The organism is Kocuria sp. MNB10 (genome assembly GCF_054073685.1).
In genome coordinates, this window is record NZ_CM133411.1 from 479,156 (window position 1) to 501,934 (window position 22,779).

At 70.4% G+C, this 22,779-nt stretch carries 18 protein-coding genes, 3 pseudogenes and 2 other annotated features; of the genes and pseudogenes, 7 read left to right on the top strand and 14 right to left on the bottom strand.

Annotated features, from left to right (window positions below; genetic code table 11):
* Positions 1 to 43: 43 nt before the first annotated feature.
* Complete coding sequence (locus tag ACW9PK_RS02125) at positions 44 to 775, bottom strand: hypothetical protein (RefSeq protein WP_457016342.1); 732 nt, start codon at positions 773 to 775, stop codon at positions 44 to 46.
* Positions 776 to 851: 76 nt separating this feature from the next.
* On the opposite strand from ACW9PK_RS02125, the gene ACW9PK_RS02130 reads away from it, so the two are divergent.
* Positions 852 to 2,804: an ABC-F family ATP-binding cassette domain-containing protein gene (locus ACW9PK_RS02130; RefSeq protein WP_457016343.1), complete on the top strand. Its 1,953-nt coding sequence runs from the start codon at positions 852 to 854 to the stop codon at positions 2,802 to 2,804.
* A gap of 16 nt (positions 2,805 to 2,820) precedes the next feature.
* On the opposite strand, the gene ACW9PK_RS02135 is transcribed toward ACW9PK_RS02130, so the two are convergent.
* Entirely contained in the window at positions 2,821 to 3,459 is a 639-nt protein-coding gene (locus tag ACW9PK_RS02135; protein WP_457016344.1) for an HD domain-containing protein, read from the bottom strand.
* 157 nt (positions 3,460 to 3,616) lie between these two features.
* Between ACW9PK_RS02135 and ACW9PK_RS02140 the strand changes: the two genes are divergently transcribed.
* Complete coding sequence (locus tag ACW9PK_RS02140) at positions 3,617 to 4,648, top strand: GlxA family transcriptional regulator (RefSeq protein ID WP_457016345.1); 1,032 nt, start codon at positions 3,617 to 3,619, stop codon at positions 4,646 to 4,648.
* Here ACW9PK_RS02140 and ACW9PK_RS02145 read toward each other — a convergent pair.
* The 6 genes and pseudogenes from ACW9PK_RS02145 to ACW9PK_RS02170 all read right to left on the bottom strand — a co-directional run.
* Positions 4,588 to 4,881, bottom strand: coding sequence for an antibiotic biosynthesis monooxygenase family protein (locus ACW9PK_RS02145; protein ID WP_085106956.1), 294 nt, complete (start codon positions 4,879 to 4,881; stop codon positions 4,588 to 4,590). The two genes, ACW9PK_RS02140 and ACW9PK_RS02145, sit on opposite strands and share 61 nt — an antisense overlap.
* 90 nt (positions 4,882 to 4,971) lie before the next feature.
* A complete protein-coding gene (locus ACW9PK_RS02150) occupies positions 4,972 to 6,411 on the bottom strand; it encodes an RNB domain-containing ribonuclease (protein ID WP_457016346.1) in 1,440 nt (479 codons plus the stop codon).
* A gap of 119 nt (positions 6,412 to 6,530) precedes the next feature.
* Positions 6,531 to 7,553, bottom strand: a complete 1,023-nt coding sequence (locus ACW9PK_RS02155; protein ID WP_457016347.1) for a 4-(cytidine 5'-diphospho)-2-C-methyl-D-erythritol kinase — start codon at positions 7,551 to 7,553, stop codon at positions 6,531 to 6,533.
* Positions 7,550 to 8,608 carry a 16S rRNA (adenine(1518)-N(6)/adenine(1519)-N(6))-dimethyltransferase RsmA gene (rsmA, locus tag ACW9PK_RS02160; RefSeq protein ID WP_457016348.1) on the bottom strand — a complete coding sequence of 353 codons (1,059 nt, stop codon included), beginning with the start codon at positions 8,606 to 8,608 and terminating at the stop codon, positions 7,550 to 7,552. The genes ACW9PK_RS02155 and rsmA overlap by 4 nt, the downstream gene beginning before the upstream one ends.
* Before the next feature lie 160 nt (positions 8,609 to 8,768).
* A pseudogene (locus tag ACW9PK_RS02165) lies at positions 8,769 to 9,068 on the bottom strand (integrase core domain-containing protein); the annotation flags it as partial.
* A gap of 7 nt (positions 9,069 to 9,075) precedes the next feature.
* Positions 9,076 to 9,240: pseudogene (locus tag ACW9PK_RS02170) on the bottom strand (IS30 family transposase); the annotation flags it as partial.
* A 39-nt stretch (positions 9,241 to 9,279) separates the two neighbouring features.
* On the opposite strand from ACW9PK_RS02170, the gene ACW9PK_RS02175 reads away from it, so the two are divergent.
* Positions 9,280 to 10,514, top strand: a protein-coding gene (locus ACW9PK_RS02175; protein ID WP_241246949.1) for an IS3 family transposase whose coding sequence is annotated in 2 segments (ribosomal slippage) — positions 9,280 to 9,559 and positions 9,559 to 10,514 — 1,236 coding nt in all. Because the reading frame shifts where the segments join, the coding sequence is not laid out codon by codon here.
* Positions 9,558 to 9,671, top strand: a sequence feature (AL1L pseudoknot). It overlaps the preceding gene by 114 nt.
* 7 nt (positions 10,515 to 10,521) lie before the next feature.
* Here ACW9PK_RS02175 and ACW9PK_RS02180 read toward each other — a convergent pair.
* The 4 genes and pseudogenes from ACW9PK_RS02180 to ACW9PK_RS02195 all read right to left on the bottom strand — a co-directional run.
* Positions 10,522 to 11,784: pseudogene (locus tag ACW9PK_RS02180) on the bottom strand (IS30 family transposase); the annotation flags it as partial.
* On the bottom strand, positions 11,667 to 12,476 hold the full coding sequence (locus tag ACW9PK_RS02185) for an IS3 family transposase (protein ID WP_457016349.1): 810 nt from the start codon (positions 12,474 to 12,476) through the stop codon (positions 11,667 to 11,669). The pseudogene ACW9PK_RS02180 and the gene ACW9PK_RS02185, both read right to left, overlap by 118 nt.
* Positions 12,405 to 12,515, bottom strand: a sequence feature (AL1L pseudoknot). It overlaps the preceding gene by 72 nt.
* Positions 12,473 to 12,787 carry a transposase gene (locus ACW9PK_RS02190; protein ID WP_430413391.1) on the bottom strand — a complete coding sequence of 105 codons (315 nt, stop codon included), beginning with the start codon at positions 12,785 to 12,787 and terminating at the stop codon, positions 12,473 to 12,475. Its footprint overlaps the feature before it by 43 nt. The genes ACW9PK_RS02185 and ACW9PK_RS02190 overlap by 4 nt, the downstream gene beginning before the upstream one ends.
* A 292-nt stretch (positions 12,788 to 13,079) precedes the next feature.
* On the bottom strand, positions 13,080 to 14,240 hold the full coding sequence (locus ACW9PK_RS02195) for a TatD family hydrolase (protein ID WP_457016350.1): 1,161 nt from the start codon (positions 14,238 to 14,240) through the stop codon (positions 13,080 to 13,082).
* Between the two features lie 170 nt (positions 14,241 to 14,410).
* On the opposite strand from ACW9PK_RS02195, the gene ACW9PK_RS02200 reads away from it, so the two are divergent.
* Genes ACW9PK_RS02200 through ACW9PK_RS02210 form a run of 3 tightly spaced genes read left to right on the top strand, consistent with a single transcriptional unit; the run spans position 14,411 to position 19,421 of the window.
* A complete protein-coding gene (locus ACW9PK_RS02200) occupies positions 14,411 to 15,361 on the top strand; it encodes an AAA family ATPase (protein WP_457016351.1) in 951 nt (316 codons plus the stop codon).
* Positions 15,358 to 16,944, top strand: a complete 1,587-nt coding sequence (locus ACW9PK_RS02205) for a DUF58 domain-containing protein (protein ID WP_457016352.1) — start codon at positions 15,358 to 15,360, stop codon at positions 16,942 to 16,944. Before ACW9PK_RS02200 ends, ACW9PK_RS02205 begins: the two co-directional genes overlap by 4 nt.
* Complete coding sequence (locus tag ACW9PK_RS02210; protein ID WP_457016353.1) at positions 16,941 to 19,421, top strand: transglutaminaseTgpA domain-containing protein; 2,481 nt, start codon at positions 16,941 to 16,943, stop codon at positions 19,419 to 19,421. The genes ACW9PK_RS02205 and ACW9PK_RS02210 overlap by 4 nt, the downstream gene beginning before the upstream one ends.
* A 151-nt stretch (positions 19,422 to 19,572) precedes the next feature.
* Here ACW9PK_RS02210 and rsmI read toward each other — a convergent pair whose 3' ends face one another.
* Positions 19,573 to 20,463, bottom strand: coding sequence for a 16S rRNA (cytidine(1402)-2'-O)-methyltransferase (rsmI, locus tag ACW9PK_RS02215; protein ID WP_368835749.1), 891 nt, complete (start codon positions 20,461 to 20,463; stop codon positions 19,573 to 19,575).
* 90 nt (positions 20,464 to 20,553) lie between these two features.
* Between rsmI and ACW9PK_RS02220 the strand changes: the two genes are divergently transcribed.
* Positions 20,554 to 21,417 carry a phospholipid carrier-dependent glycosyltransferase gene (locus ACW9PK_RS02220; protein ID WP_457016354.1) on the top strand — a complete coding sequence of 288 codons (864 nt, stop codon included), beginning with the start codon at positions 20,554 to 20,556 and terminating at the stop codon, positions 21,415 to 21,417.
* On the opposite strand, the gene ACW9PK_RS02225 is transcribed toward ACW9PK_RS02220, so the two are convergent.
* A complete protein-coding gene (locus tag ACW9PK_RS02225; protein WP_457015429.1) occupies positions 21,408 to 22,712 on the bottom strand; it encodes an ISL3 family transposase in 1,305 nt (434 codons plus the stop codon). The genes ACW9PK_RS02220 and ACW9PK_RS02225 overlap by 10 nt on opposite strands.
* Positions 22,713 to 22,779 lie beyond the last annotated feature (67 nt).

The window sequence follows — 22,779 nt, forward strand, 5'->3', positions numbered from 1 at the left end:
GTGCGGCCGGAGGACGCACGAGACGTCACTTTATCATCTGCGTTCAGCGCGTCAGCACGAGCAGAACCCGCCCCGCTGCACGGTTCTCCTCGAATCCGGGGAGCCCCCGGGACAGGGTCTCGGCGTCCTCCACGGTGATCCCGCGCACGAGCACGGGGGCGCGTGCGGCGGCGCGGCGCACGTACTCCCACGCGGCGTTGTCGGCCTGTCCGGCGGCCCGGGAACGCGAGACGTCCCACGCCGTGGAGGTGACGTCCGGGGCGGTGACGTCCAGCGTGCCGTTGTCGTACTCGCGGTCCAGCAGGGCCATGAGCATGCCCACTTCCTCCACGATCGTGCTGTTCTGCACCATGAGCTTGACCTGGCGGTGGGACGCTGCTTCCGCGAGCGCGGCGAGCATCGAGTACAGCCGCCGCCGCTGCCGCCCCCGGTGCGCCACCCCGCCCAGGGCGAGCACGAGCCACCCGGCGCCCACACCGCGGCACAGCTCCAGGGCGTCGTCCACGGCCGCGAGCACGCCCTCGTCGGGGATGTCGTCGTCCACGGCCACGGGCGCGCGCAACAACAGGGGTTCCGCGCCGGCCTCGCGCAGGCGTAGAGCGGTCTGGCGGCGCACGAGCGAACCCATGTGCGGCCCCACGGGGTGGTCCCCGCCGATCGTGATCTCCACCGGCCCCGGGAACTCACGGATCCGGGCCACCGCCTCGGCGAGGCCCTGGGGATCGTCCAGGACGGTTCCCGCGGGCGTCTCCCCGCGTCCTGTTGCGTCGTGCATGGCACACAGTCTCGCACGCCCGTGGGGCGGGGGGACGACGCCGCGGCCCGTCGGTGCGCGCTTGTATCCTTGCCGGGTGGCTCATCTGATCGGCGGAGAAAACTTACATCTCGAGTACCCCACCAAGACCGTGTTCGACTCGGTCACCGTGGGGATCGACGAGGGCGACCGGATCGGGATCGTGGGTCGCAACGGGGACGGCAAGTCCACTCTCATGCGACTGCTCGCGGGGCGCATCGCACCGGACTCCGGGCGGGTGACCGTGCGCAGCGGGACGACCGTGGGCATGCTCGACCAGGCCGACACGCTGGACCCGGACCAGACCGTGGGCCACGCCGTGGTGGGGGACGTGCCCGACTACGTGTGGGCCGCGGATCCCAAGGTGCGGGACGTGATCTCCGGGCTCGTCTCGGACGTGGACTGGGACACCCCCGTGGGGCAGCTCTCGGGCGGGCAGCGCCGCCGGGTCGCGCTCGCGAGCCTGCTGACCGGCGACTGGGACGTGATCTTTCTGGACGAGCCCACCAACCACCTGGACGTGGACGGCATCACGTGGCTCGCGAAACACCTCAACAACCGCTGGTCCAGGAACGCCGGCGCGCTCGTGGTCGTGACCCACGACCGCTGGTTCCTGGACGCCGTGTGCACCGACACGTGGGAGGTCCACGACCGGATCGTGGAACCCTTCGAGGGCGGGTACGCGGCGTACGTGCTGCAGCGCGTGGAGCGTGACCGACAGGCCGCCGTGGTGGAGCAGAAGCGGCAGAACCTCATGCGCAAGGAGCTCGCATGGCTGCGCCGCGGGGCACCCGCGCGCACGTCCAAGCCCAAGTTCCGCATCGACGCCGCCAACCAGTTGATCTCCGACGTCCCGCCGCCGCGCGATTCCGTGTCGCTGTCCCGCATGGCGGTGTCCCGGTTGGGCAAGGACGTGGTGGACATCGAGGACGTGTCGGTGGAGTTCCCCTCCCCCGCCGTTTCCGGTTCCGCGGGTTCGTCCGGTCCGTCCGGCCCTTCCGCGGATGACGACGGCGCCGCGACTGCCGCTTCGTCGGGCGCCTCTTCGCCTGGCGCCTCCGGTCGGACACGCGTGCTGCAGGACGTCACGTGGTTGATCGCTCCCGGGGAGCGCACGGGCATTCTGGGCGTCAACGGCGCGGGCAAGTCCACGCTCCTGGGGCTCGTCACGGGTGCCGTGGAGCCCACCACGGGGCGGGTCAAGCGCGGGAAGACCGTCAAGATCGCAACCTTGACCCAGCAGCTCGCCGAGCTCGAGGACGTCGCGAACGACCGGGTCTCGGACGTCGTCGCCCGGAAGAAGACCTCCTACGTGACCGAGGGCAAGGAGATGACCCCCACCCAGCTCTTGGAGCGGCTGGGGTTCTCCTCCGCGCAGCTGAAGACCCCGGTCAAGGACCTCTCGGGTGGGCAGAAGCGGCGCCTGCAGTTGCTGCTCATCCTGCTGGACGAGCCCAACGTGTTGATCCTGGACGAGCCCTCCAACGACCTGGACACGGACATGCTCGCTGCCATGGAGGATCTCCTGGACACGTGGCCCGGGACCCTGCTGGTGGTCTCCCACGACCGCTATCTCCTGGAGCGGGTGACCGATCAGCAGTACGCGGTAATCAACGGCCGGTTCCGGCACCTGCCCGGCGGGGTCGAGGAGTACCTCAACCTCTCGGCGACCGCGGCGTCCGGCACCGCAGCCGGTTCCTCCGGGGCGTCCAACCCGCTTGCGGCGTCCTCTTCCTCCTCTGGCACTGCCCCTGCCTCCGACGGCGCTGCCCCCTCCGAGCCGCGGCTGTCCGGCGCGCAGGCGCGGGCCGCGCAGAAGGAACTGGGCGCCGTCGAACGCAAGATGCAGAAACTCGGCGAGCAGATCAAGGCATTGGACGGGACCATGGCCGCCGCGGACCCCTCGGACTTCGAAGGCCTCGGCAAGCTGGCGGCGCAGAAGTCCGATCTGCAGGAGCAGCTGGACGAACTCGAGCTGCGATGGCTCGAGCTGGGCGAGGCGCTGGAGTAGACGAGCGAGCCGGAGCTCACTCGCTCCAGGGATTCGCCTTGATGATCTCCACGAAGTTGTCGCGCTTGAATTCCGGGTCGAAGTGCTCCAGCACGTCCGCGTTCATGTTCCCGAACGTGGAGTGCGAGCGGTGCACGTTGGCGTCGTTGAACGCCTTGAGGATCTGGTTCTTGAAGTCCGGGCGGGGATGGACCTCCACCACGGCCTGCCGTTGGGCGTCCGTGAGCTCGTCGAAGTGCATGCCCAGCACGTCCGTCTCCACACCCGCACTCACGAGCGCGATCTCCGGGGCCATGAACTCGGGCACCCCGGGGGTCGTGTGCAGCGCGATCCCGAGCCACGCGTTGTGCGCCCGCTCCTGCGACGCACCGCGTTCCAGGAGGAACTCGCGGACCTCGTTCGCGCCGTCCACCTCGAAACGCAGCATGGAGTCGGAGTAAGTATCCGTGAGGCCGCGATCGTGGAACATGGCCGCCGCATACAGCAGCTCGTGGTCCACGCTCAGGTCCTGGGCCTGCCCCACGAGCGCGCCGAAGAAGAACACGCGGCGGGAGTGGTGGTAGAGCAGGTCGTCCTCGTTGTCCCGGATGTACTCGGTGATCTCCCGGGCGAGTTTGCTGTCAGGGACGGAGATGCCGGAAATGGTGTCGGTCATGAGCTGACTCCTGTTCTGGGCGGGCCGTGCATGGGCGGGCAGGGGCCGCTGCAGCTGAGGAGCCGCGCTGCCCCACCTTTCCATTGTGGGCTCGCTGCACACCCGTCCGCCAGGTCCACAGTGACAGGAACCCCTCGGATTCGGACATACTGAACACATGACAGCCCGCCATCACGTCGTCGTTCTGCTGTTCCCCGGGGTCACCCTGCTGGACGTCTCCGGGCCCGCTGAGGTTTTCGCCGCGGCCAACTCCGCGGGTGCCGACTACGCGGTGCGCTTCGTGTCGCCGTCCGGCGGAGACGTCGAGACGTCGGTGGGCGCGCGGATCGCGACCGAATCACTCGCGGATCTGAAGGGCGCACCCCGGATCGGCACGCTGCTGGTGGCCGGTGGAGAATCCCTCGCCACGCGCCCGGTGCCGGACGGCGTCGTCACGGCAGTGCGCGCCGTCGCCGACCATAGCGACCGCGTGGCGAGCGTGTGCACCGGGGCGTTCGCGCTGGCCGAGGCGGGCCTGCTCGACGGACGCCGGGCCACGACCCACTGGTGTCACGCCGCCGAGCTGGCCCGCCGCTACCCGGTAGTGACCGTACACCCCGACGAGCTGTACGTGCGGGACGGAGCCGTGTTCACGAGCGCGGGCATCTCGTCCGGGATCGACCTCGCCCTGTCACTCGTGGCCGTGGACCACGGGCGGAACTTGGCCCACGGCGTGGCCCGGGAACTCGTGGTCTACATGCAGCGCGCGGGAGGGCAGTCCCAGTTCTCGGCCGCGCTGGACTGGCCCGCGCCGTCGTCCGCTCCCCTGCGCGAGCTGTGCGCCGATATCGTGAGCGACCCCGCGGCCGCACCCCCAGTGGCGGAGCTGGCCCGGCGCGCGCACATGAGCGTGCGCCATCTGAGCCGGCTGTTCACCGCGGAGCTGGGCGTATCGCCGGGGAAATTCGTGGAACAGGTCAGGGTCGAAACCGCCAAGTCTCTGCTGGACCGCGGGCACGGCGTCATGGACACCGCGCGACTGTCCGGCTTCGGCACGGACGAAAGCCTGCGCCGCGTGTTCGTGCGGCACTTCGGCGTCACGCCCAGCTACTACCGCGGCCGCTTCCCGGCCGATCCAGTCCGGGAGCCTTACAGGTCCACGACCTCGAACTCGAGCAGCGACGCACCCGTGGCCACCGGTTTGCGCTGACCCCCGGCGTGGGCGGCCTTGGCATTACCGTCCCGCCACGCCTCGAAGTCCTCCTGGGTGGCCCACGTGGTCACCACGAAGTAGCGGTTCTCCCCCGCGACCGGGCGCAACAGCTGGAACCCCTCGAAACCGGGCTCACCGTCCACCGCGTGCTTGCGCGCCGCGAACCGGGCCTCGAGCTCGGCGCCGGCACCCTCGGGGACCTCGATGGCATTGATCTTCACCACGGACATGACTGCCTCCTGTCGTTCGTCATCACTTCTCTCCCAGGCTAACGACGCCGCCTGACCGGTTACTGCGACGAGGTTCCGGACCAGGCGGCGTCACCCGGCGACGTCGGACACGAGTTCGAACTCGGCGCGGCCCTCCGCGACGTCGGCCCGCACGAGACGCACCCGGACCTCTTTGCCGAGCGGCAAATCGGGGGCCTTGAGGGTGACCTCAACGGCGGGTTCGCGGATGATGATGGTGCCGCGAGCGCCGTCGTCCTTGACCTCCACCACGGTGGCCTTGAATTCCTCGCCCACGTGCGCGGACAGCGCCAGCGTCTCGACCATGTTCACGATCCCGCGCTCGTACGCCGAGGCCTTGCGCGCGGACGCCTCCATCTCGGCCGGCAGCTGCGGCAGCGCCTCGAGCACCCAGTCGGGAACGGGGTTCCCGGCGCTGATCGCGAGGCACACCTCGCTCCCGTAGCGGTCCACGAGTCGGCGCAGCGGCGCGGTCACGTGCGCGTACGACGTCGCGAGGGCCGAGTGTTCGCGATGCTCCGGGGCCGCGCCGTGGAACGCCTCGTAACCGGCCCCCCGAAACAACAGGGTGCACGCGTGCAGCATGGCCGCGTGGGTCCCGAGCTGCGGATCGAGTGCGCGCACGAATTCCGGGTAGCTGACGTCCTCGGGCCACGGGATGCGCAGGGCGGCCGCCGTGGCCCGCAGTTTGCGGATCGCGGAGTCGGCCGCGCGGGGCAAGATGCGCAACAGGCCCGTGCCGGCGTCGAGCATCAACTGCGCGGCGGCGATGCCCGTGAGCAGCGAGATCTGGGCGTTCCACCCCTCCACGGGCAGCGCACTGCGGTGGACCACGCGCCACTGCTCGTGATCGATCACCACTTCCTGCTCGGGGATGCGCAGGCTCACCCCGCCGCGTTCCCGTTCGATCCGTTCCCGTAATTGCCCCACGGTGCGCAACAGTGTGAGGGACGGGCCCGCGGTCCCCGCGTCCAGCCGATCCTGTACTTCTCGATAGGTCAGCTGGGCGCGGCTACGCACGAGGGCCCGCCGCACCGATGTGCTGCGGAGTGCGCCCTGTTCGTCCAGCCCCAGTTCCCACAGCACGGCGGGGCGCACGGTGTGCGGCAGCAGACTCGCGGCGTCCTCCGAGAGTTCGGGAGGGTGCAACGGCGTGCGCTGGTGCGGGGCGTAGAGGGTCTGGCCGCGGCCGTGGGCCTCGACATCGATCGGATCGCCCGGGTGCACGAACGCGGCGACGTCGGCGATCGCGTACCACACGGTGAAACCCGTATCCGCGGTGCCGATGAGCACCGCTTGGTCCAGGTCCCGGGAGCCCTCCGGGTCGATCGTGACGAGCTCGAGGTCCGTGCGGTCCAGAGACGGTAGGCGCGGTGCGGCGGCAGCGGCCACGGCGGCGTCGTGCACGGCCGGTGGGAAGTCGTCGGGGATGTTGAGCTCGTGACGCAGGGCCTCGAGTGCGCGCACGAGTGGCTCGGGAACGGGATGGACCTGCTGCGGACGGATGGCCAAGATTGACTCCTCACCCGGGGGCTCGGGGAGTGCACCGCCCGGGCCGGCCCAGACCTCGAAACCGTGGTGACGCGCCTACGTTGACCCGATTCTGCCCCGGGACACCCCGGCGGGCGGGTTCATTCGCGCGATTCGACCCGCGCGCCGGGCACGGGGCCGGCCACGGCGAGGGCGTGGCGGTGTTCCCGCACGAAGTCGAGCACGAGGCGGCGCGCGGCATCCCGCGAGCGCACCAGGAAACATACCGTGGGGCCCGACCCGGAGACCCATCCGGCGAGCGCACCCAGTTCCACGCCGTGGTTGAGCAGCCCCTCGAGTTCGGGTAGCAACTGGATCGCGGGGCCCTGGAGGTCATTGCGGATCCGGGCGGCGAGGGCATCGGGGTCCGCGTCGGCCAAGGCCGTGAGCACCGCGGTGGGGACGGGGTCGGGGGCGATGCCGGTGCGCGGGGCACTCCTCGTCGACGCGTTCGTCACCGTGTGACTGGCATCCCGCTGGCGGTACACGGCCGGTGTGGACAGGCCCTGGTCCTGGGGGACGAACACGAAATGCAATTGCTCCTCCGCGGCCACCGACTCCAACTCAGTTCCCGTGCCGCGGCCGATCGCGGCACCTCCCAGGAGCATGAACGGCACGTCGGCGCCCAGGCCGGCGCCCAGTCGGAGGAGTTCGTCCGTATCCATTGGGGCGATGCCCGCGTGGCGGGCCACGAGGCCGTTGACCGCCACGAGCGCGGCGGCGGCGTCCGCGGATCCCCCGCCCATGCCGCCGGCGACCGGCACGGCCTTGCGGACATGCAGCTCGAGTCCGGGCACGGGGACGTCCAGCGCCTCGCACACCGCGAGCGCGGCCTTCACGGCCAGGTTCGTCCCGTCCAGGGGGACATCGGAGAGGCGGGCGGTTCCCTCGCTCACCATGCGGGCGTACTCGCTACCGCGCTCGGCCTCCACGGTGATGCGGATCCCCACCCCACGACGGGCGAGCGCGGGATTCACGGAGGCCGTGACGGTTTCCCGCAGGTCCACGGCCACGAAGAGGGTCTCCAGGGGGTGGTAACCGTCCGGGGTGGGGCTGCCCACGTGCAGCACGAGGTTCGTCTTGGCCGGGGCGCTCGCGCTGACCCGGGTCGGTGTGGGGCTCATGGGTGCTCCCCCGGGTCGGTGGCAGGTACGTCGTTCACTCCGGACCGGTCTCGGGGCGCGGTCTCAACGGCTTCCGCGGGGTGCTCGTCCGGCGCCGTCCCAGTGGCAGACGCGGTTCGTGTAGTCGTGAGGTTCCCCGGAACTTCTCCGGGTCGGCTATCAGCTCCGGCCACTTCCTCCGTCCCCTCTGAACTTACGGTCCCGGCGGCCGCCGCGATCCGGGCGAAGTCGGCGACGTCGAGCCGCTCACCGCGCGCGGCGGGGTCCACACCGGCGGCGCGCAGGATCTCCTCGGCGCGGGCACCGGACCCCGCCCAGCCGCTCAGCGCCGCCCGTAAGGTCTTGCGACGCTGGGCGAATGCGGCGTCTACCACCGCGAACGTGTCCCGGCGCAGCGACTCGGCGACCGGGGGCTCGCGGCGCTCGAAGCGCACGAGCCCGGACGCGATCTTCGGGGCGGGCCAGAACACGTTCTTGCCGATCACCCCGGCCTTGCTCACGTGCGCGTACCAGGTGGCCTTCACGGACGGCACGCCGTACACCCGCGACCCGGGCCCGGCCGCCAATCGGTCAGCGACCTCGTCCTGGACCATCACGAGCCCGTGGCGCACGGTCGGGAAGGTCTCCAGGATGTGCAGCAGCACCGGCACGGCCACGTTGTAGGGTAGGTTCGCGACGAGCGCGGTCGGCTCGCCGGGCAGCTCACGCACGCGGGCGGCGTCGGCCTCCACCACGGACAACCGGTCCGCAGCGCTCGGGAAGAACCGTTCCACGGTCTGGGGCAGCTGCCGCGCGAGGGGCGGGTCGATCTCCACGGCCGTGACCGACGACGACGCCGCCAACAGCCCCAGCGTCAACGACCCCAGGCCGGGCCCCACCTCCAGGACGTGTTCGTCCTGCCCCAGGTGGGCGGCGGCCACGATCCGGCGGATGGTGTTGGGATCGATCACAAAGTTCTGACCGAGCGTCTTGGTGGGGCGGATCCCCGCTTGCTCGGCGAGTTCTCGAATCTCGGCGGGGCCTAGGAGAGGGCCGTCGGTACTGGGCTCGGTCACCGGTCAATCCTACGTGGCGTGCCTGCGCGATCCGCACCCGCACCTGTGCCCGCGCCCCCGCCCCGCTCACTCCCCCATACCCGAACCTTCCCTCCCACCCTCATTGGGCCCCGCGGCAATCCCACTGCACAACTGAAGCGCCCTGGGTTTCGTTCCGAGGTCAGGACGCAACGGGCGCTACGTCGTGGTCGTGAGTGTAGGCTACTTCGACCTCCGCGGGCGTGAGGTAGCCGAGGGCCTCGTGCAGACGGACGGTGTTCCACCAGTGCACCCACCCCATCGTGGCCAGTTCCACCGCCTCGGTGGACTCCCACACACGTTTCGCGTGGATGAGTTCGGCTTTGTAGAGCCCGTTGACCGTCTCGGCCAGGGCGTTGTCGTAGGAATCCCCGACCGTGCCCACCGAGGCGCTCACTCCGGCGGCGATCAACGCATCCGAGTAGGCCAGACTGACGTACTGACCGGATTCAACTGGTCGTTGCAACACCGGCTTCTTGGAGAGACTTTAGCTGCTCGTTCAGTGCCTCGGCAGGTGTCTTCCACCCCAGGCTCTTGCGTGGACGAGTGTTCAGCGTGTGCGCCACGGCGTTGATCTCGTGTGCCGACCAGCGTGACAGGTTGTCCCGTGACGGGTCTGTTGGAGGCTTTCATTCCACGGAAGGATGAGAGTCATGGGGGCACCGAGGAAGTACCCGGACGAGTTGCGAGAGCGCGCCACCCGGATGGCGGTGGAGGCCCGGCGGGACCCGGCGACGAAGGCCGGGGCGCTGGCGCGGATCGGTCAGCAGCTGGGGATCAACCCGGAAACGCTGCGGAACTGGGTGAGACAGGCCGAGGTCGATGAGGGATATCGACCAGGAACCACCACTGATGACGCCCAGCGGCTGGCCGAGCTCGAGAGAGAAGTTCGGGAACTCCGCAGGGCTAACGCCATCCTGCGGTCGGCCTCGGCTTTCTTCGCGGCGGAGCTCGACCGCCCACACAACAGGTAGTGGCCTACATCGACGCCCACAAGGGCGAGTACGGGGTCGAGCCGATCTGCAAGGTTCTGCAGGTCGCCCCGAGCACCTATTACGCAGCCAAGACCCGCCCGCCCTCAGCGCGATCGGTCAGCGACGCGGCCACGACCGCGGTCATCACCAAGGTGCACGCGGAGAACTACGGGGTGTACGGGATCACCAAGGTCCACGCCGCGCTGCGCCGGAACGGCCACCGGGTGGCCCGGTGCACGGTTCACCGGCTCATGAGGGCGGCGGGTCTGCGCGGGATCATTCGCGCCAAGGGCCCGCGCACCACGGTGGCCGGCACCGGACCGGAGACCCGCCCGGACCTGGTGGAACGATCTTTCACCGCCGCTGCCCCGGACCGGCTGTGGGTCGCCGACATCACGTATTGCAGAACGTTCGCCGGCTGGGTCTACGCCGCCTTCGTCATCGATGTGTTCTCCCGGCGGGTGGTGGGGTGGCAGCTGTCGACCTCGTTGCGCACGGACCTGGCTCTGGACGCTCTCGAGATGGGGTTGTGGACCCGCTCCCACGACGGCCATGACACCAGCGGTGTGGTCCATCACAGCGACAAAGGCGTTCAGTATGTCGCCGTGCGCTACACCCAGCGCCTGGCCGAGGCGGGGGCGGTGGCCTCGGTGGGATCCACCGGCGATTCGTACGACAATGCCCTCGCTGAGGCGTTCAACTCGCTGTTCAAGGCCGAACTGATCCGCAACAAGGGCCCCTGGAAGTCGATCGACGACCTGGAGATCGCGGTGGCCGAGTACGTCGACTGGTTCAATCACCGGCGCCTGCACGGAGAGATCGGGCTCGTGCCCCCGATCGAGTTCGAAGACGCCTACTATCGTCACCACACCGCCCCGGCGACCGCCGGAGCGGCACTACCAAGCCTCCACTGAACCCGTCACGGGACAGGTCAGTGCCCTTGGGGAAGTACTGACGAAGCAGGCCGTTCGTGTTCTCGTTGGTGCCGCGCTGCCACGGTGAGTGCGGATCGGCGAAGAACACCGGGATGCCTGTCTCGACACGAAACGCTATGTGCGCGGACATTTCCTTGCCGCGGTCCCACGTCAGTGAACGCGTCAACTCCACCGGCAGACGTGTCATCGTCGTCGACAACGCGTTCTTCATCGTGATCGCGCCGTACCCGGCCAGGGCCGGCCCCTTTTTCACTGATTCCTTGTGCCGATAGCCTTCCTCGCGGGGCAGGTGAACGAGCATCGTGTAGCGGGTGGTGCGCTCCACGAGCGTGCCGATCGCGGAGCGTTCCAGCCCGATGATCAAGTCGCCCTCCCAATGGCCCGGCACTGCACGGTCGTCGGCTTCAGCAGGCCGTTCACTGATGAGCGCTTCGGGCGTGACGTGCGCCCACGTCGTGCGCTGCGCGCGCGCCCGCGGGGCGCGCAGCGCACGCCCGGTGCGCAGGCACAAGATGAGTTCACGTTTCAACGCTCCTCGGCCTTGGATGTAGAGGGATTGATAGATCGCCTCGTGGCTGATGCGCATGGACTCATCATCGGGGAAATCGAGGGGCAGGCGCCTACTGATCTGCTCCGGGCTCCACGCGCGCACCCACGCCCGGTCCTTGCGGCGTGGCTTGTTACGGCCCGTCCATTTCTCTACCGGCGGCCCGGCCACGACGTTTCCGTCCTCGTCGACGATGTGGCCGCTGAGTCGTTGCTCAACGTACTCGCGCAACCGCGGGTTCGCCACGAGCTTGGCTTCCTTCGGCCGCCGCGCTGCCATGTCGGCCTTCCACTGCGCGACCGACGCGCGATAGTCACGCGTGAGGCCCCGTGTCGCGGCGTTTCGGCGTAACTCGCGCGAGATCGTTCCTGGGTCGCGGCCGATCGCGCGCGCGATCTGCCGCACACCATGACCTTTCGCGACAAGAATCGCGATCTCTTCACGCTCGGTGAAGCTGAGGTAACGCCCTGACGGCGTCGGCGGCATGAACGGGCGCATCCCACCATGCTGGCGGTACCAGCGCGTCGCGACCGCAGGGGCCACGCCGATGACACGAGCCGCTTCCTCTGCCAGCAATCCCAGCGCTATCTGATCCCAGAACGCTGACTCGACATCCCGGCGGTACTTCGGATGCCCCGGCGACCGCAGCTTCGGTCTGATCGCCCGATCCGCTTGCCACTGTCGACGCGCACCCGCCGGCACCGCTGATTCCTCTGGATCTCGTCCCACCACACACCCTCACGATCAGGGTGTTGCGACAACCAGTTGAATCCGCCCTGGCTACCCCGGTCGCTGTGGTGTACCAGGCCCTGTCGGCCGCGGCTGGCACCGGTGTTCAGCAGGGCATGTTCCAGGGCCAGTAACGGCAACCCCACGGTGTGCAGCGAGGCAGAGACTGCCCAGCCCACGATTTTTCGGGTGAACACGTCGGTGACGAACGCTGTGTAGCAGAACCCGCCCAGGGACCTGACGTAGGTGATGTCAGCGACCCACAACTGATGCGGCCTCTCGGCGGTGAAGTGCCGTTTCACGAGGTCAGGGCGGTGGTCAGGCTCACCGGCAGGGCGCGTGGTGACGGGCTTGCGACCACGTCGGACGCCCTGCAGGGCGGCGGCACGCATGAGCCGAGCGACCTGATCACGGCCGATCTCCCAGCCGGCGCGGGCCATCGCGTGGTGCATCTTCCGCACCCCGTAGACCGAGTAGTTCTCCGCGTGGATCCGCTTGAGTTCCTCGGTGAGGATTTTGTCTCGCAGTGCCCTCGCGGACGCGGGGCGCTGCTTCGCGGCACGGTAGCCGCGGGAGGTGATGAACCCACATCCCGTCGCACTCAGTGTGCGGCAGATGGCCTCGACCCCGAACTGATCGCGGTGCATATCGATGAACCGGATCATCTCGTCGTGGGGCGGTCGAGTTCCGCTGCGAAAAAAGCCGAGGCGGCTTTGAGAATCTCATTGGCTCGGCGGGCTTCGGCGAGTTCGCGTTTGAGGCGCTTGTTCTCCTGCTGCAGGTCCTCTCCGGCGGGTATCTGCTCGATCTCATGGCCGTGGCGGTTGCACCACATCCGCAAGGTCTCCTCCCCGACGCCAAGCTGTGGGGCCACGGCCCGGATGGAATGCGAGCGTGGGCCGCCCTGCGCGGCCTGGCGTTCCAGGACCATCCGCACGGCGCGCTCACGCAACTCGGGGCTGAACTTCTTGGGCATGTTCCGATTCTCCTTCAGTTGGATCGGAACGAAACCCAGGGCGCTTCAGATGACCTCACGCCCCCGATCTCGTAAACATCTGTGCCCCGAAACGACACTGGATTCGCCTCGCTCCTTGCTTTTTCGGGGCACAGGTGTGGTGCAGCCCGGTTGCCGCGGTGGGGAGGTGGGTGGGCTGGTTGTGGGAGCACGCATGAGAAGCCACGTGGGCGCAGGGTGTGGGTGGGCATGGTGGATGGGGCGCGGGGCGGGGTGGGAGCCCCTCAGAACTGCCCGCACACCCGTTCCGAATTCAGAACTGCCCGTACACCCGCTCCGAGTTCTCCCAGATCCGCCGGCACAGCTCCTCGAGGTCCGTGTCCAGGATCTCCGCCATCCCCCGCACCGTGTAGTTGACCATGTACGGCGCATTGGGCCGGCCCCTGAACGGGTGCGGCGTGAGGAACGGCGCATCCGTCTCGCACAGCACGAGCCCCGGATCCGCTTCCCGCAGCGCCGCGTTGAGCGGTGCCGCGTTCTTGAACGTCACGGTTCCCGCGAAAGACATGTACCACCCGTTCTCGTTGCACACCCGCGCGAGTTCCGAATCCCCCGAGAAGCAGTGGAACACAGTGCGTTCGGGAGCCCCTGCATCACGGAGGATGCGCACCACGTCCTCGTGGGCCTCACGGTCGTGGATCTGCATGGCCACCCCGTGCCGCTTGGCGATCTCGATGTGCGCCCGGAACGATTCCTCCTGCACCGCCAGACCCGACGCCGGGGTGTGCACACGGTCCATGCCCGTCTCCCCAACGCAACGCACCCTACGCTGCCCCGCCAATTCGTCGATCACCGCGAGCGCTTCGTCCAGCGAGCGCCCGCCCGTTGAGCCCGCGTCGCGTGCCCCCGTGAAACGCCCAGCCGCGGAAACTCCCTCTGGTCCATCGGACTCGAAGCGCCCCGCACCGGAACCGTTCGCCGAGCCGTCACCCGCCGGAGCCGGTGCATCACGGTCTCCGGACACACCCGACCCGGCCAACGCCGGCGCCTCGTTCGGGTGCAGCGCCACCGCCGCCAGCACCCCCGGAACCGTCTGCGCCGCCGCCACCGCGAACCGCGACGACTCCACGTCGCACCCGGCCAGCACCACCCCGCACACGGAGGCGTCCCTGGCCGTGGCCATCGCATCCACCACGGACACCCGCACCAACCCGTCCTGCATGTCCAGGTGGGTGTGGTTGTCCACCACGGGGTGCGGCAGCGGTTCCGGCAGCGCGGGGAAGGTGAGGTTGCGACGTCGCCCCCGGGCGTCGGTGTGCGCGCGGCGCTCCGTGCCCTCACCGTTGGGCACGTCGTCACCGGAATCGGCGACCGCGTACCGCTCCACGGTGTACGCCTCGGGCGTCTGTCCCGCCACGGGCTCGGGTCGGGCTGCGTGGTCCCACACGGATTCGGATACGGGTGTCTCGATCACCCCTCCACGATAGATGACTCGCTCCCGCCCGGCCCCGGGCAACCGCATCCGTGCGCCGCTCGGTGAGGAAGGGGCCCCGACCCCGTTCGCAATGCACCCGCACCTGGCAAATACCTGCGAACATGGGGACAAACACCCCCGGATCCCCCTGCCCGTGAGACGAGGAAATAATGGAGCAGTTCGCCGCCCGCACCAAGGCCATCCTTGACCGTATGAACTCGGTCATCGACGGCAAACCCGCCGAGACCCGCACGGCCCTGCTGACCCTGCTGGCCGGCGGCCACCTGTTGGTCGAGGACGTCCCGGGCGTGGGCAAGACCATGCTGGCCCGTACCCTGGCCGGCGCGGTGGGTGGGACGATCAACCGGATCCAGTTCACCCCGGACCTGCTCCCCGCGGACATCACGGGCGTGTCGGTGTACGACCAGACCCGCAACCAGTTCGAGTTCAAACCCGGCCCGGTGTTCGCGAACGTGGTGATCGGGGACGAGATCAACCGCGCTTCGGCCAAGACCCAGTCCGCGCTGCTGGAGGCCATGGCGGAGGGCCAGGTCACGGCGGACGGCACCACGTACCGGCTGGCCGAACCGTTCATGGTCGTGGCCACCCAGAACCCGGTGGAGATGGACGGCACGTTCCCCCTCCCGGAGGCCCAGCGGGACCGGTTCATGGCGCGGATCTCCATGGGCTACCCGGACGCGGACGCCGAGGTCGCCATGCTGCGCGATCACGGCGCAGGCTCCCCGTTGACGGGTCTCGGGCCGGTCGTGGACATCGAGGAGGCCCGCGACCTCGTACGCCACGTGGCCTCGCTGCACGTGTCCACCCCGGTGCGCCGCTACGTGGTGGCACTGTGCCAAGCCACCCGCACGCACCCGCACCTGCGCCTGGGCGCGAGCCCCCGCGCGGCCCTGCAGTTGCAGGCGGCCGCCCGCGCGCAGGCCGCCCTGGCCGGACGCGACCACGTGCTGCCGGACGACATCAAGGACGTCGCGGTGGCCGTACTCTCCCACCGCCTGCTCCTCGAGCGTCGCTCGGGCGCGGACAGCGCCCAGGACATCGTGCGCACGATCCTCTCCGACGTCCGCGTCCCCACCGAAGACGCCCCCCAGACCCGATGAAGGCTGCGGCTCCCGAGGCGCGGGTGGACTCACGCGCCAAGTTCACGGTGCGCGGGTGGTGTTTCCTGGCGGCAGCCGTGCTATGCCTGGCCGCCGCCACGTGGCTCGGCCGCAAGGACGTCCTGGCGCTGTCCCTGTTCCTGGGCATGGTGCCGCTGCTGTCCTCCCTGGCCATGTGGCTCGTCAAACCTCGCGTCCTGCTCAAACGTTCGGTGGACCCGCCGCTCGTCACGCTCGGCGACGCCGCCCAGGTGGCCCTGCGCGTACGACGTCGCTCCGCCTTCTCCGCGCGCAACCGCACCTCGGGTGCCGGTCGAGCAGGCTCCACCCACGACCCGGTGGACCCCGCGGTCCACGACATGGGCACAGCGGGAGGCGGCCTGACGGGTGGCATGGGCAATGGCCCGGCGGATGCCGCGAACCCCGGCCGCGGGGCAGGCCCGGACACCACCGACGCGGACCGCAAGGGCACCCTCCGCTCGGGCCGCACGAGCGCCGTCGCCGCGGTGGACGTGCACGAGACCGTGGACCCCCTACTGGGCCGGGACCAGGACGTCTCGGTACCGGTGTCCGGGGCGCCGGTCACGTACACGGTGCGCCCGCGGCGTCGGGGGATCCACGAACTGGGTCCGGCCACGGTGCGCGTGGGCGACCCGTTCGGCGTGGTGACCGAACTGCTGGACGTGGCCGAGCGGACGTCGCTGTACGTGGCCCCGGAACCCGAGGACCTCACCGAGCACGGGGCTACCATGGCGCGTGAATCTGGCAACGACCCGTCCCGGCGCGCCCAACCGCAACCGGGACCCGACAACGTGATGACCCGCGAGTACCGCCACGGTGACCCCATGCGCCGGGTGCACTGGGCGGCGTCCGCCAAGCACGGCCAGCTCATGGTGCGCCAGGAGGACCCGCGCAGCACGCGCAGCGCCGTCGTGGTCCTGGACTCCGCGGCCGAACACTGGCCGGGCGCTCGTGTGTGGGCCGGTGTGCTCGAATCCACCGAGGAGTTCGAGTGGGCGGTGCGCGCGGCGGCGTCCGTGATCGAGCACCTCACGCGCCGCGAGACCGTGGTGCACGCGCTCGACGACCAGGGCCGCGCAATGCCCCGCGGCGAGGCACCGGTGGCCGACCTGCGGGATACGGACGTCACCGACGACACCGCCACGGAAGTCGTCCACGGCCTCTCCCGAGCGGCCCTCGTGAGCCGGCCCGAATCCGAGGCGTCGACCGATCCCCTGACCGAGCGCCTCGAACGGGAAGGGCTCTCCCACCCGTTGTTGCTGCTCACGGGCCGACTCTCCCCAGCGGCCGCGCGGCGCTACGTCACGGCAGCGGCGGCGAGCACGGTGTGTTCGGTCATCATGGTGATCGACGCCCCCGCGCACCGCCCCGACAGCGCCGCGGTGTTCGAGTCCGCGGGGTGGTCCGTGGTGTTGGTGACGCGCTGGACGGACGTGGACGCCGCATGGCTCGCGACCACCCGCGGCGCCACCCTGCTGACTCCGCCGCCGCCCGACCCCGGTGCCCGACAGCTGCGCATGGACGAGATGATGGGCCGCGCCCGAGGGAGGGCCACCGCATGAGCGCCCCCGATCCCACGCCCCACGCGGACCACGACGCCACCCCCGCCGCGGCTGCGACCGCCACCGCGGCGCCCACGGCTCAGGGCCGCTCGGTAACCCCCGACGCCACCGGTCTCCGGGCCGCTCCGGACGGCCGGAGCTCCGCCGGCCACTCCCGCACTCCGCACGATCAGCACATCCAGGGAGCGCGTCCGCCCCGGCCCCGCGTGATCGAACTCAGTCTGCTTCTGCTCACCGCGATCGCCCTGGGCTGCGTGGGCATGGCCGGTGCGCTGAACGGCCTGTGGTGGCTGCCCTCCGTGGCGGCCACCGTGCTCACGGTGCTCGTGGTCACGGGCGCGGCCCGCTGGTTGCGCGTGCCCTCACCTCTCGTCACGGTCCTGGGCCTGGCCGCCCTGTTGCTCGCGTTGACCGTGGTGCACCTGCCTTCCCACGCCCTGCTGGGCTTCATCCCCACCGGGGAGACCTTCACCGCGGCCGGTGAGCTGTGGCGTTCCTCCGGCGACTTCATCTCCCGCGACGCCGCCCCCTACGGCCCGAACCCCGGGCTGGCCTTCGTGCTGTGCACCCTGGTGGGGCTGGTGACCGTGTTCATGGAAACCGTGCTCGTGGGCCTACGCATGGCCGGGCTCGCATGCCTGGGGGTCCTGGCGCTGCTCGTGCTCCCCGCGCTGACCCTGCCGGGCAGCGTCACTGCCCTCGGTCTGGCCGCGGCCGCGCTCGCCGCCCTGGCGCTGCTGGCCGGTTCACGGTTCTGGGGTGCCACGCGCGCCCAGCGCATCGCCCCGACCCCGGGAGGACTCCCCCGCGCCCTGCTCGTCATCGCCGGTGTACTCGCGGTGGTGCTGTTCGTCCCCGCAGTCATGCCCGGATTCTTCAACGGGGCCTTCCCACAGGGCAGCTCGTTCACCGCGGAGCGCGCCTCCGGGGTGGGCCCGCTGCGCGCGGTGGGTCAGGACCTGCGCTCGGTCGAGCACACCCGGCGGTTCTCGTACACGACCTCGGACGACCAGCCCCAATACATGCGGTTGCTCACCCTTTCCGATTTCGACCAGGACGAGTGGTTCCCGGACGTCGAGAACCTGGACGGCGATCTGTCGGGTCTGGCCGACGCCGCGCGCAACCCGGTCCCCCGCGGCACCGAGGTCTCGGCCAAGGTCATGTTCGACGACTTCTCCGAGCACTGGCTGCCAGCACCCTACGCCCCGGTGGCCGTGAGTGGACTCGGTGACGAGGGGTGGGCGTGGAATCCCCGCGACCTGTCCATCTTCAGCGAGTCCACGGGAATGTCCGGGGCCGAGTACACGGTCACGTCCGCGCTGTCACGAGCCACCCCGGAGGCACTGCGGACGGCACCGTCGGCGGCGTCGGACCCGCAGCTCGGCGACTACCTGCGGCTGCCCGCAAACCGCCCGCAATCGGTCGCGGACGCCGCGCGCACGTTCACCGAGGGTGCGGACACGGACTACGACCGCGCCCTCGCGATCCAGAACCACCTGCGCGACGGCTTCCGCTACGACGTGACCGCGCCGCTCGCCCAGGGCTACGACGCCGGCGGGATGGGATCGCTCGACGAATTCATGCGCACCCGCACGGGGTACTCGGGGCATTTCGCCCCGGCCATGGCCCTCATGGCCCGGGAAGTGGGTATCCCCGCGCGGGTCGCTGTGGGTTACCTGCCCACCGCCCCGGTCGAGGGCCCGGACGGCGGCCGTTCCTTCCCCGTGAGCACGGGCGATTCCCACGCGTGGCCCGAGCTGTACTTCGAGGGCGTGGGCTGGGTCCGTTTCGAGCCCACCCCCGGGGTGCCCAGCACCCCCGATTACGCGCCGGATTCGGCCCAGGACCAGGGTGGGGAGGGCCCGGAGACCCCGGAGGAGACCGCGGCGCCGAGCGACGAGCCCGAGCAACAGCCCAGCGAGGAACCCTCCGACCAGCCGTCCGATCAACCGAGTGAACAACCGGGGGACGACCCCTCGCAGGAGCCACCACCCCAGGACGAGGCGGTGCCGACCACCGCTGCGGTGCCGTGGTGGCTCGTGACCGGGATGCTCGGTCTGCTCGCGCTGCTGGCCCTCGTGGCGGCGCCGCGGGTGGTGCGCGGGCGGCGTCGTCGGGCTCGACTCGCGGCACTGCAGGACGCGTCCCTGACCCCGCAGCGCCGGGCCAACGCCGCGTGGGACGAGTTCCGCGCGCTCGCCGAGGACCACGGCGTCACCTCCCCCGCGTCCGACACGCCCCGCGTGCGGGCACGCCGGCTCGCGGCGGGGCTACCGGGTGCGCAGACCGCCGTGGATCACCTCGTCGCGGACCTGGAATCCGCGAGCTACGGCGCCCCGGACTCCCGCTGGACCCCGCGGACCACGCCGGAGGACCTCACGCTGGTCCGGGACGAGTTCCGGAAGCGGGCCTCGCGCGGCGGGCGGCTGCGCGCCGACTGGTGGCCGGCGTCTCTGTGGAGCGGCCCGCGCGGGTGACCACGACGCCGCGCGGGCGGGTCCGTCCCGCCCGCGCGGAGGCCGGGGCCGCGCCGTCATCACTGCACGGAGACCGGCAAGTCCGACCCGAGGGGCACTCGTCGGCGAGACGGTCGTCCTACATATCTGCGCGTCGTTACCGCGGGTCGGGTCAGTTCTGACCGCGCGCGGTGATCACGGCGTCGTAGAGCTTGCGTGTGCTCACCCCGTGCGCGGTGGCCACTTCGCGCGCGGCGGCCTTGAGCTTGACGTCGCTCGCGGCCACGAGGTGCTCGACCTCCTGAACGAGGTCCTCGGGCTCGGGAGCCGCGGCCGGTGGGGCACCATGCACGACCACCACGATCTCCCCGCGCACCTGGTTGTTCGCGGCCCACTCGACCAGACCCGCGAGGTCATCGCGCAGCACCTCTTCATGCAGCTTGGTCAGCTCGCGGCACACGGCCGCGCGCCGGTCCGCGCCCAGGGCGTCCCGCAGCGCGGTGAGCATCTCCGCGAGACGGTGCGGGGACTCGTAGAAGACCATGGTGCGGGGTTCGTCCCGCAGGGTCGCGAGGTGGGCCGCACGCTCGCCCGTCTTACGCGGCAGGAAGCCCTCGAACGTGAACCGGTCGGTGGGCAGCCCGGAGACCGCGAGCGCCGCGAGGACCGCCGAGGGCCCGGGGAGCACGCTCACGGGCAGGTCCGCCTCGGCCGCGGCGCGCACGAGCGGGAACCCGGGGTCGGAGACCGTGGGCATGCCCGCGTCGGAGAGCACGGCCACGGTCCGACCGCGGCGCACCTCGTCCAGCAGTTCGCCGGTGCGCGCGTTCTCATTGTGTTCGTGGTGGGTGACCACCCGCCCGGTCACGGTCACGCCGAGCCCGGAGGCCAGGCGGTGCAGGGTGCGGGTGTCCTCCACGGCCAGCACGTCCGCGGTGTGCAGGATGTCCTTGAGCCGCTGGGACGCGTCCGAGAGGTTGCCGATGGGGGTGCCCACGACCACCACGGCACCGGGGCGGTGGTCCTCGGTGCCGGGGGTGGTCGTCGATGTCTGTGAACTCACCCGTCCACTCTACGAAGGTCCGCCGGTCGAACGCGGTGACGCCACCGTGGCCGGGCTGAATCTCCAGGGGTGCACCCTACGATGGGATCCGTGCCCTCGACTGTCTTCTCCCCCGCCTCGACCGCACCCGTGGCCCCCTCCGTGCGCGACCGCCTGCTCCCTGCGGTCACCCGGTTGCCCCGGTACTGGTGGGTCCCCCTGGCGCTCGTGACCCTGCTGGGCGGGGTGCTGCGCTTCGTGCACCTGTCGTGGCCGCACGCCGTGGTCTTCGACGAGACGTACTACCTCAAGGACGCCTACTCGCTGCTGCTCCACGGCACGGAGCAGCAATGGCCCGAGGGCGCGGACGAGGGTTTCGTCTCCGGGAACATCCCGGACACACAGGGTCACCCCTCTTTCGTGGTGCACCCGCCCCTGGGCAAGTGGCTCATCGCGATCGGGCTGTGGTTGTTCGGCGCGGACGACCCGTTCGGGTGGCGCTTCTCCGCGGCCCTGTTCGGCACGGCGTCCATCGCGGTGATCTGGTGCGCGGGATGGTTGTTGTTCCGCTCGGTCACCCTGGCCACGATCGCCGGTGTGCTGACCTCCCTGGACGGGCTGCACCTCGTGGAGTCCCGCCTGGCCCTGCTGGACGTCTTCCTCATGTTCTTCCTGTTGCTCGCCTTCGTCTTCGTCCTGTTGGACCGCGACGACGGTCGACGCCGCCTGCTCGCCCGCAGCCCCGGCGGCGTCCTGGGCCCGTGGTTGGGCGCGCGGTGGTGGCGGATCGCCGCGGGCGTGGCGTGCGGTGCGGCCGCGGCCGTGAAGTGGAACGCGCTGTTCAGCATCGCCGCGCTCGGGATCCTGGCGGTGCTGTGGGACATGAACGCGCGGCGGATCGCCGGGGTCAAGAACTGGTTCGCCGGTGCGGTGCTCAAGGACGGCCCGTGGGGATTCCTGGCCCTTCACAGATGAGCATGGGTAGGGGTCTTGCGCCACGGCCGGTGTCCGCCGGCGGCGAGCAGGGCGCGTAGGCGGTAGTTGTCGAAGTTCCGGAAGCCGCGGGCGACCCGGCGCATCGTCTCGATCACCCCGTTCACGGCCTCGGTGGGCCCGTTGGAGGCCCCGGCGGTGTCGAAGTAGGCCAGGATCGCGGCCTTCCACCGGCGCAGGGTCCGCCCGAGCCGGGCGATCTCCGGGATCGGGCAGGACGGGAAGGCGGCAAGGATCTCGGCGACCAGCCGGCGGCCGGTCTCGGGGCGGGCGTGGTAGATCGCACGCAGCTTCTGATAGCAGTGCCAGGCCAGGGTCACCTCGTGGTGCGGGTCCCCGGCCTCAAGCTTGGTGTTGAGCCGGGTGATCTGTTTGGCGGTGAGGTGCTCGGCGCCGATCTGCAAGGTGCGGCGGATCCCGTAGAGCGGGTCCCCGGCCCGGCCCCGGTGGCCCAGGGTGTCCTGCTGCACCCGACGACGCACCTCGTCCACGACCTGCCCACCGAGTTTCACCACGTGGAAGGCGTCCAGGACGGTGATCGCCTCAGGGAGTTCGTCGCGGATGGCGTTGGCGTAGCCGTGGAACGGGTCCAGCGTCGCCGTGCGGATCCCGCTCGTGAACGCCGGACCCTGCTCGGTGAGCCAGTCGCCGTAGGCCGCCCCCGTGCGCCCCTTGACCAGGTCCAGCAGTCGCGCCCGGGGCCGGCCGTCCTCGCCGCGGGAGTGGTCCACGATCCCGGTGACCAGCCCGGTGCCGGGTGGACCCACGTGGCGCCACACGTGCTCGTCGACACCGAGGGCGTCCACCCCGGCCAGCCGATCCTCCGCGGCCAGCTGGCCTTCGATGACCGGGGCCACGGCGTGCCAGACGGTGTTCCAGGCGACTCCGAGCATGTCCGCCAGGGCGGAGACCGCGATGTCGTGGGAGCGCAGCTGCGTCACCGCCCAGGCGATCGCGCGGGTGGTGAGCTTGGCCCGCGGCGCGGCCAGCTCGTGGACCTCGCTGAACGTCACGACCTCGCAGGCGTCCTCCCGGCACCTGAAGATCCGCTTGCGCCACACCACCCGCACGGGCACCCCAGCGCAGGGCAGATCGTGGAGCACGACCTCCCGGCGGCCGTGGCCGGTGGCGAGCACCCCGCAGGACGGGCACCCCACCAGCGTCGGAGAAGTCTCCACCACCACGGTGAACGAGCGTGGTCCGCGTTCCACGGCCCTGACATGGACGTCGGGCAGGTCGAAGAGCGCGCACGCGGGCGCGCAGATAGCATGAGACACGTCGAGGCCTTCATGGATCGGGTTGCTTGGTCGCTACCCATCCTGGAGGCCTCGACCTCTACCCAGA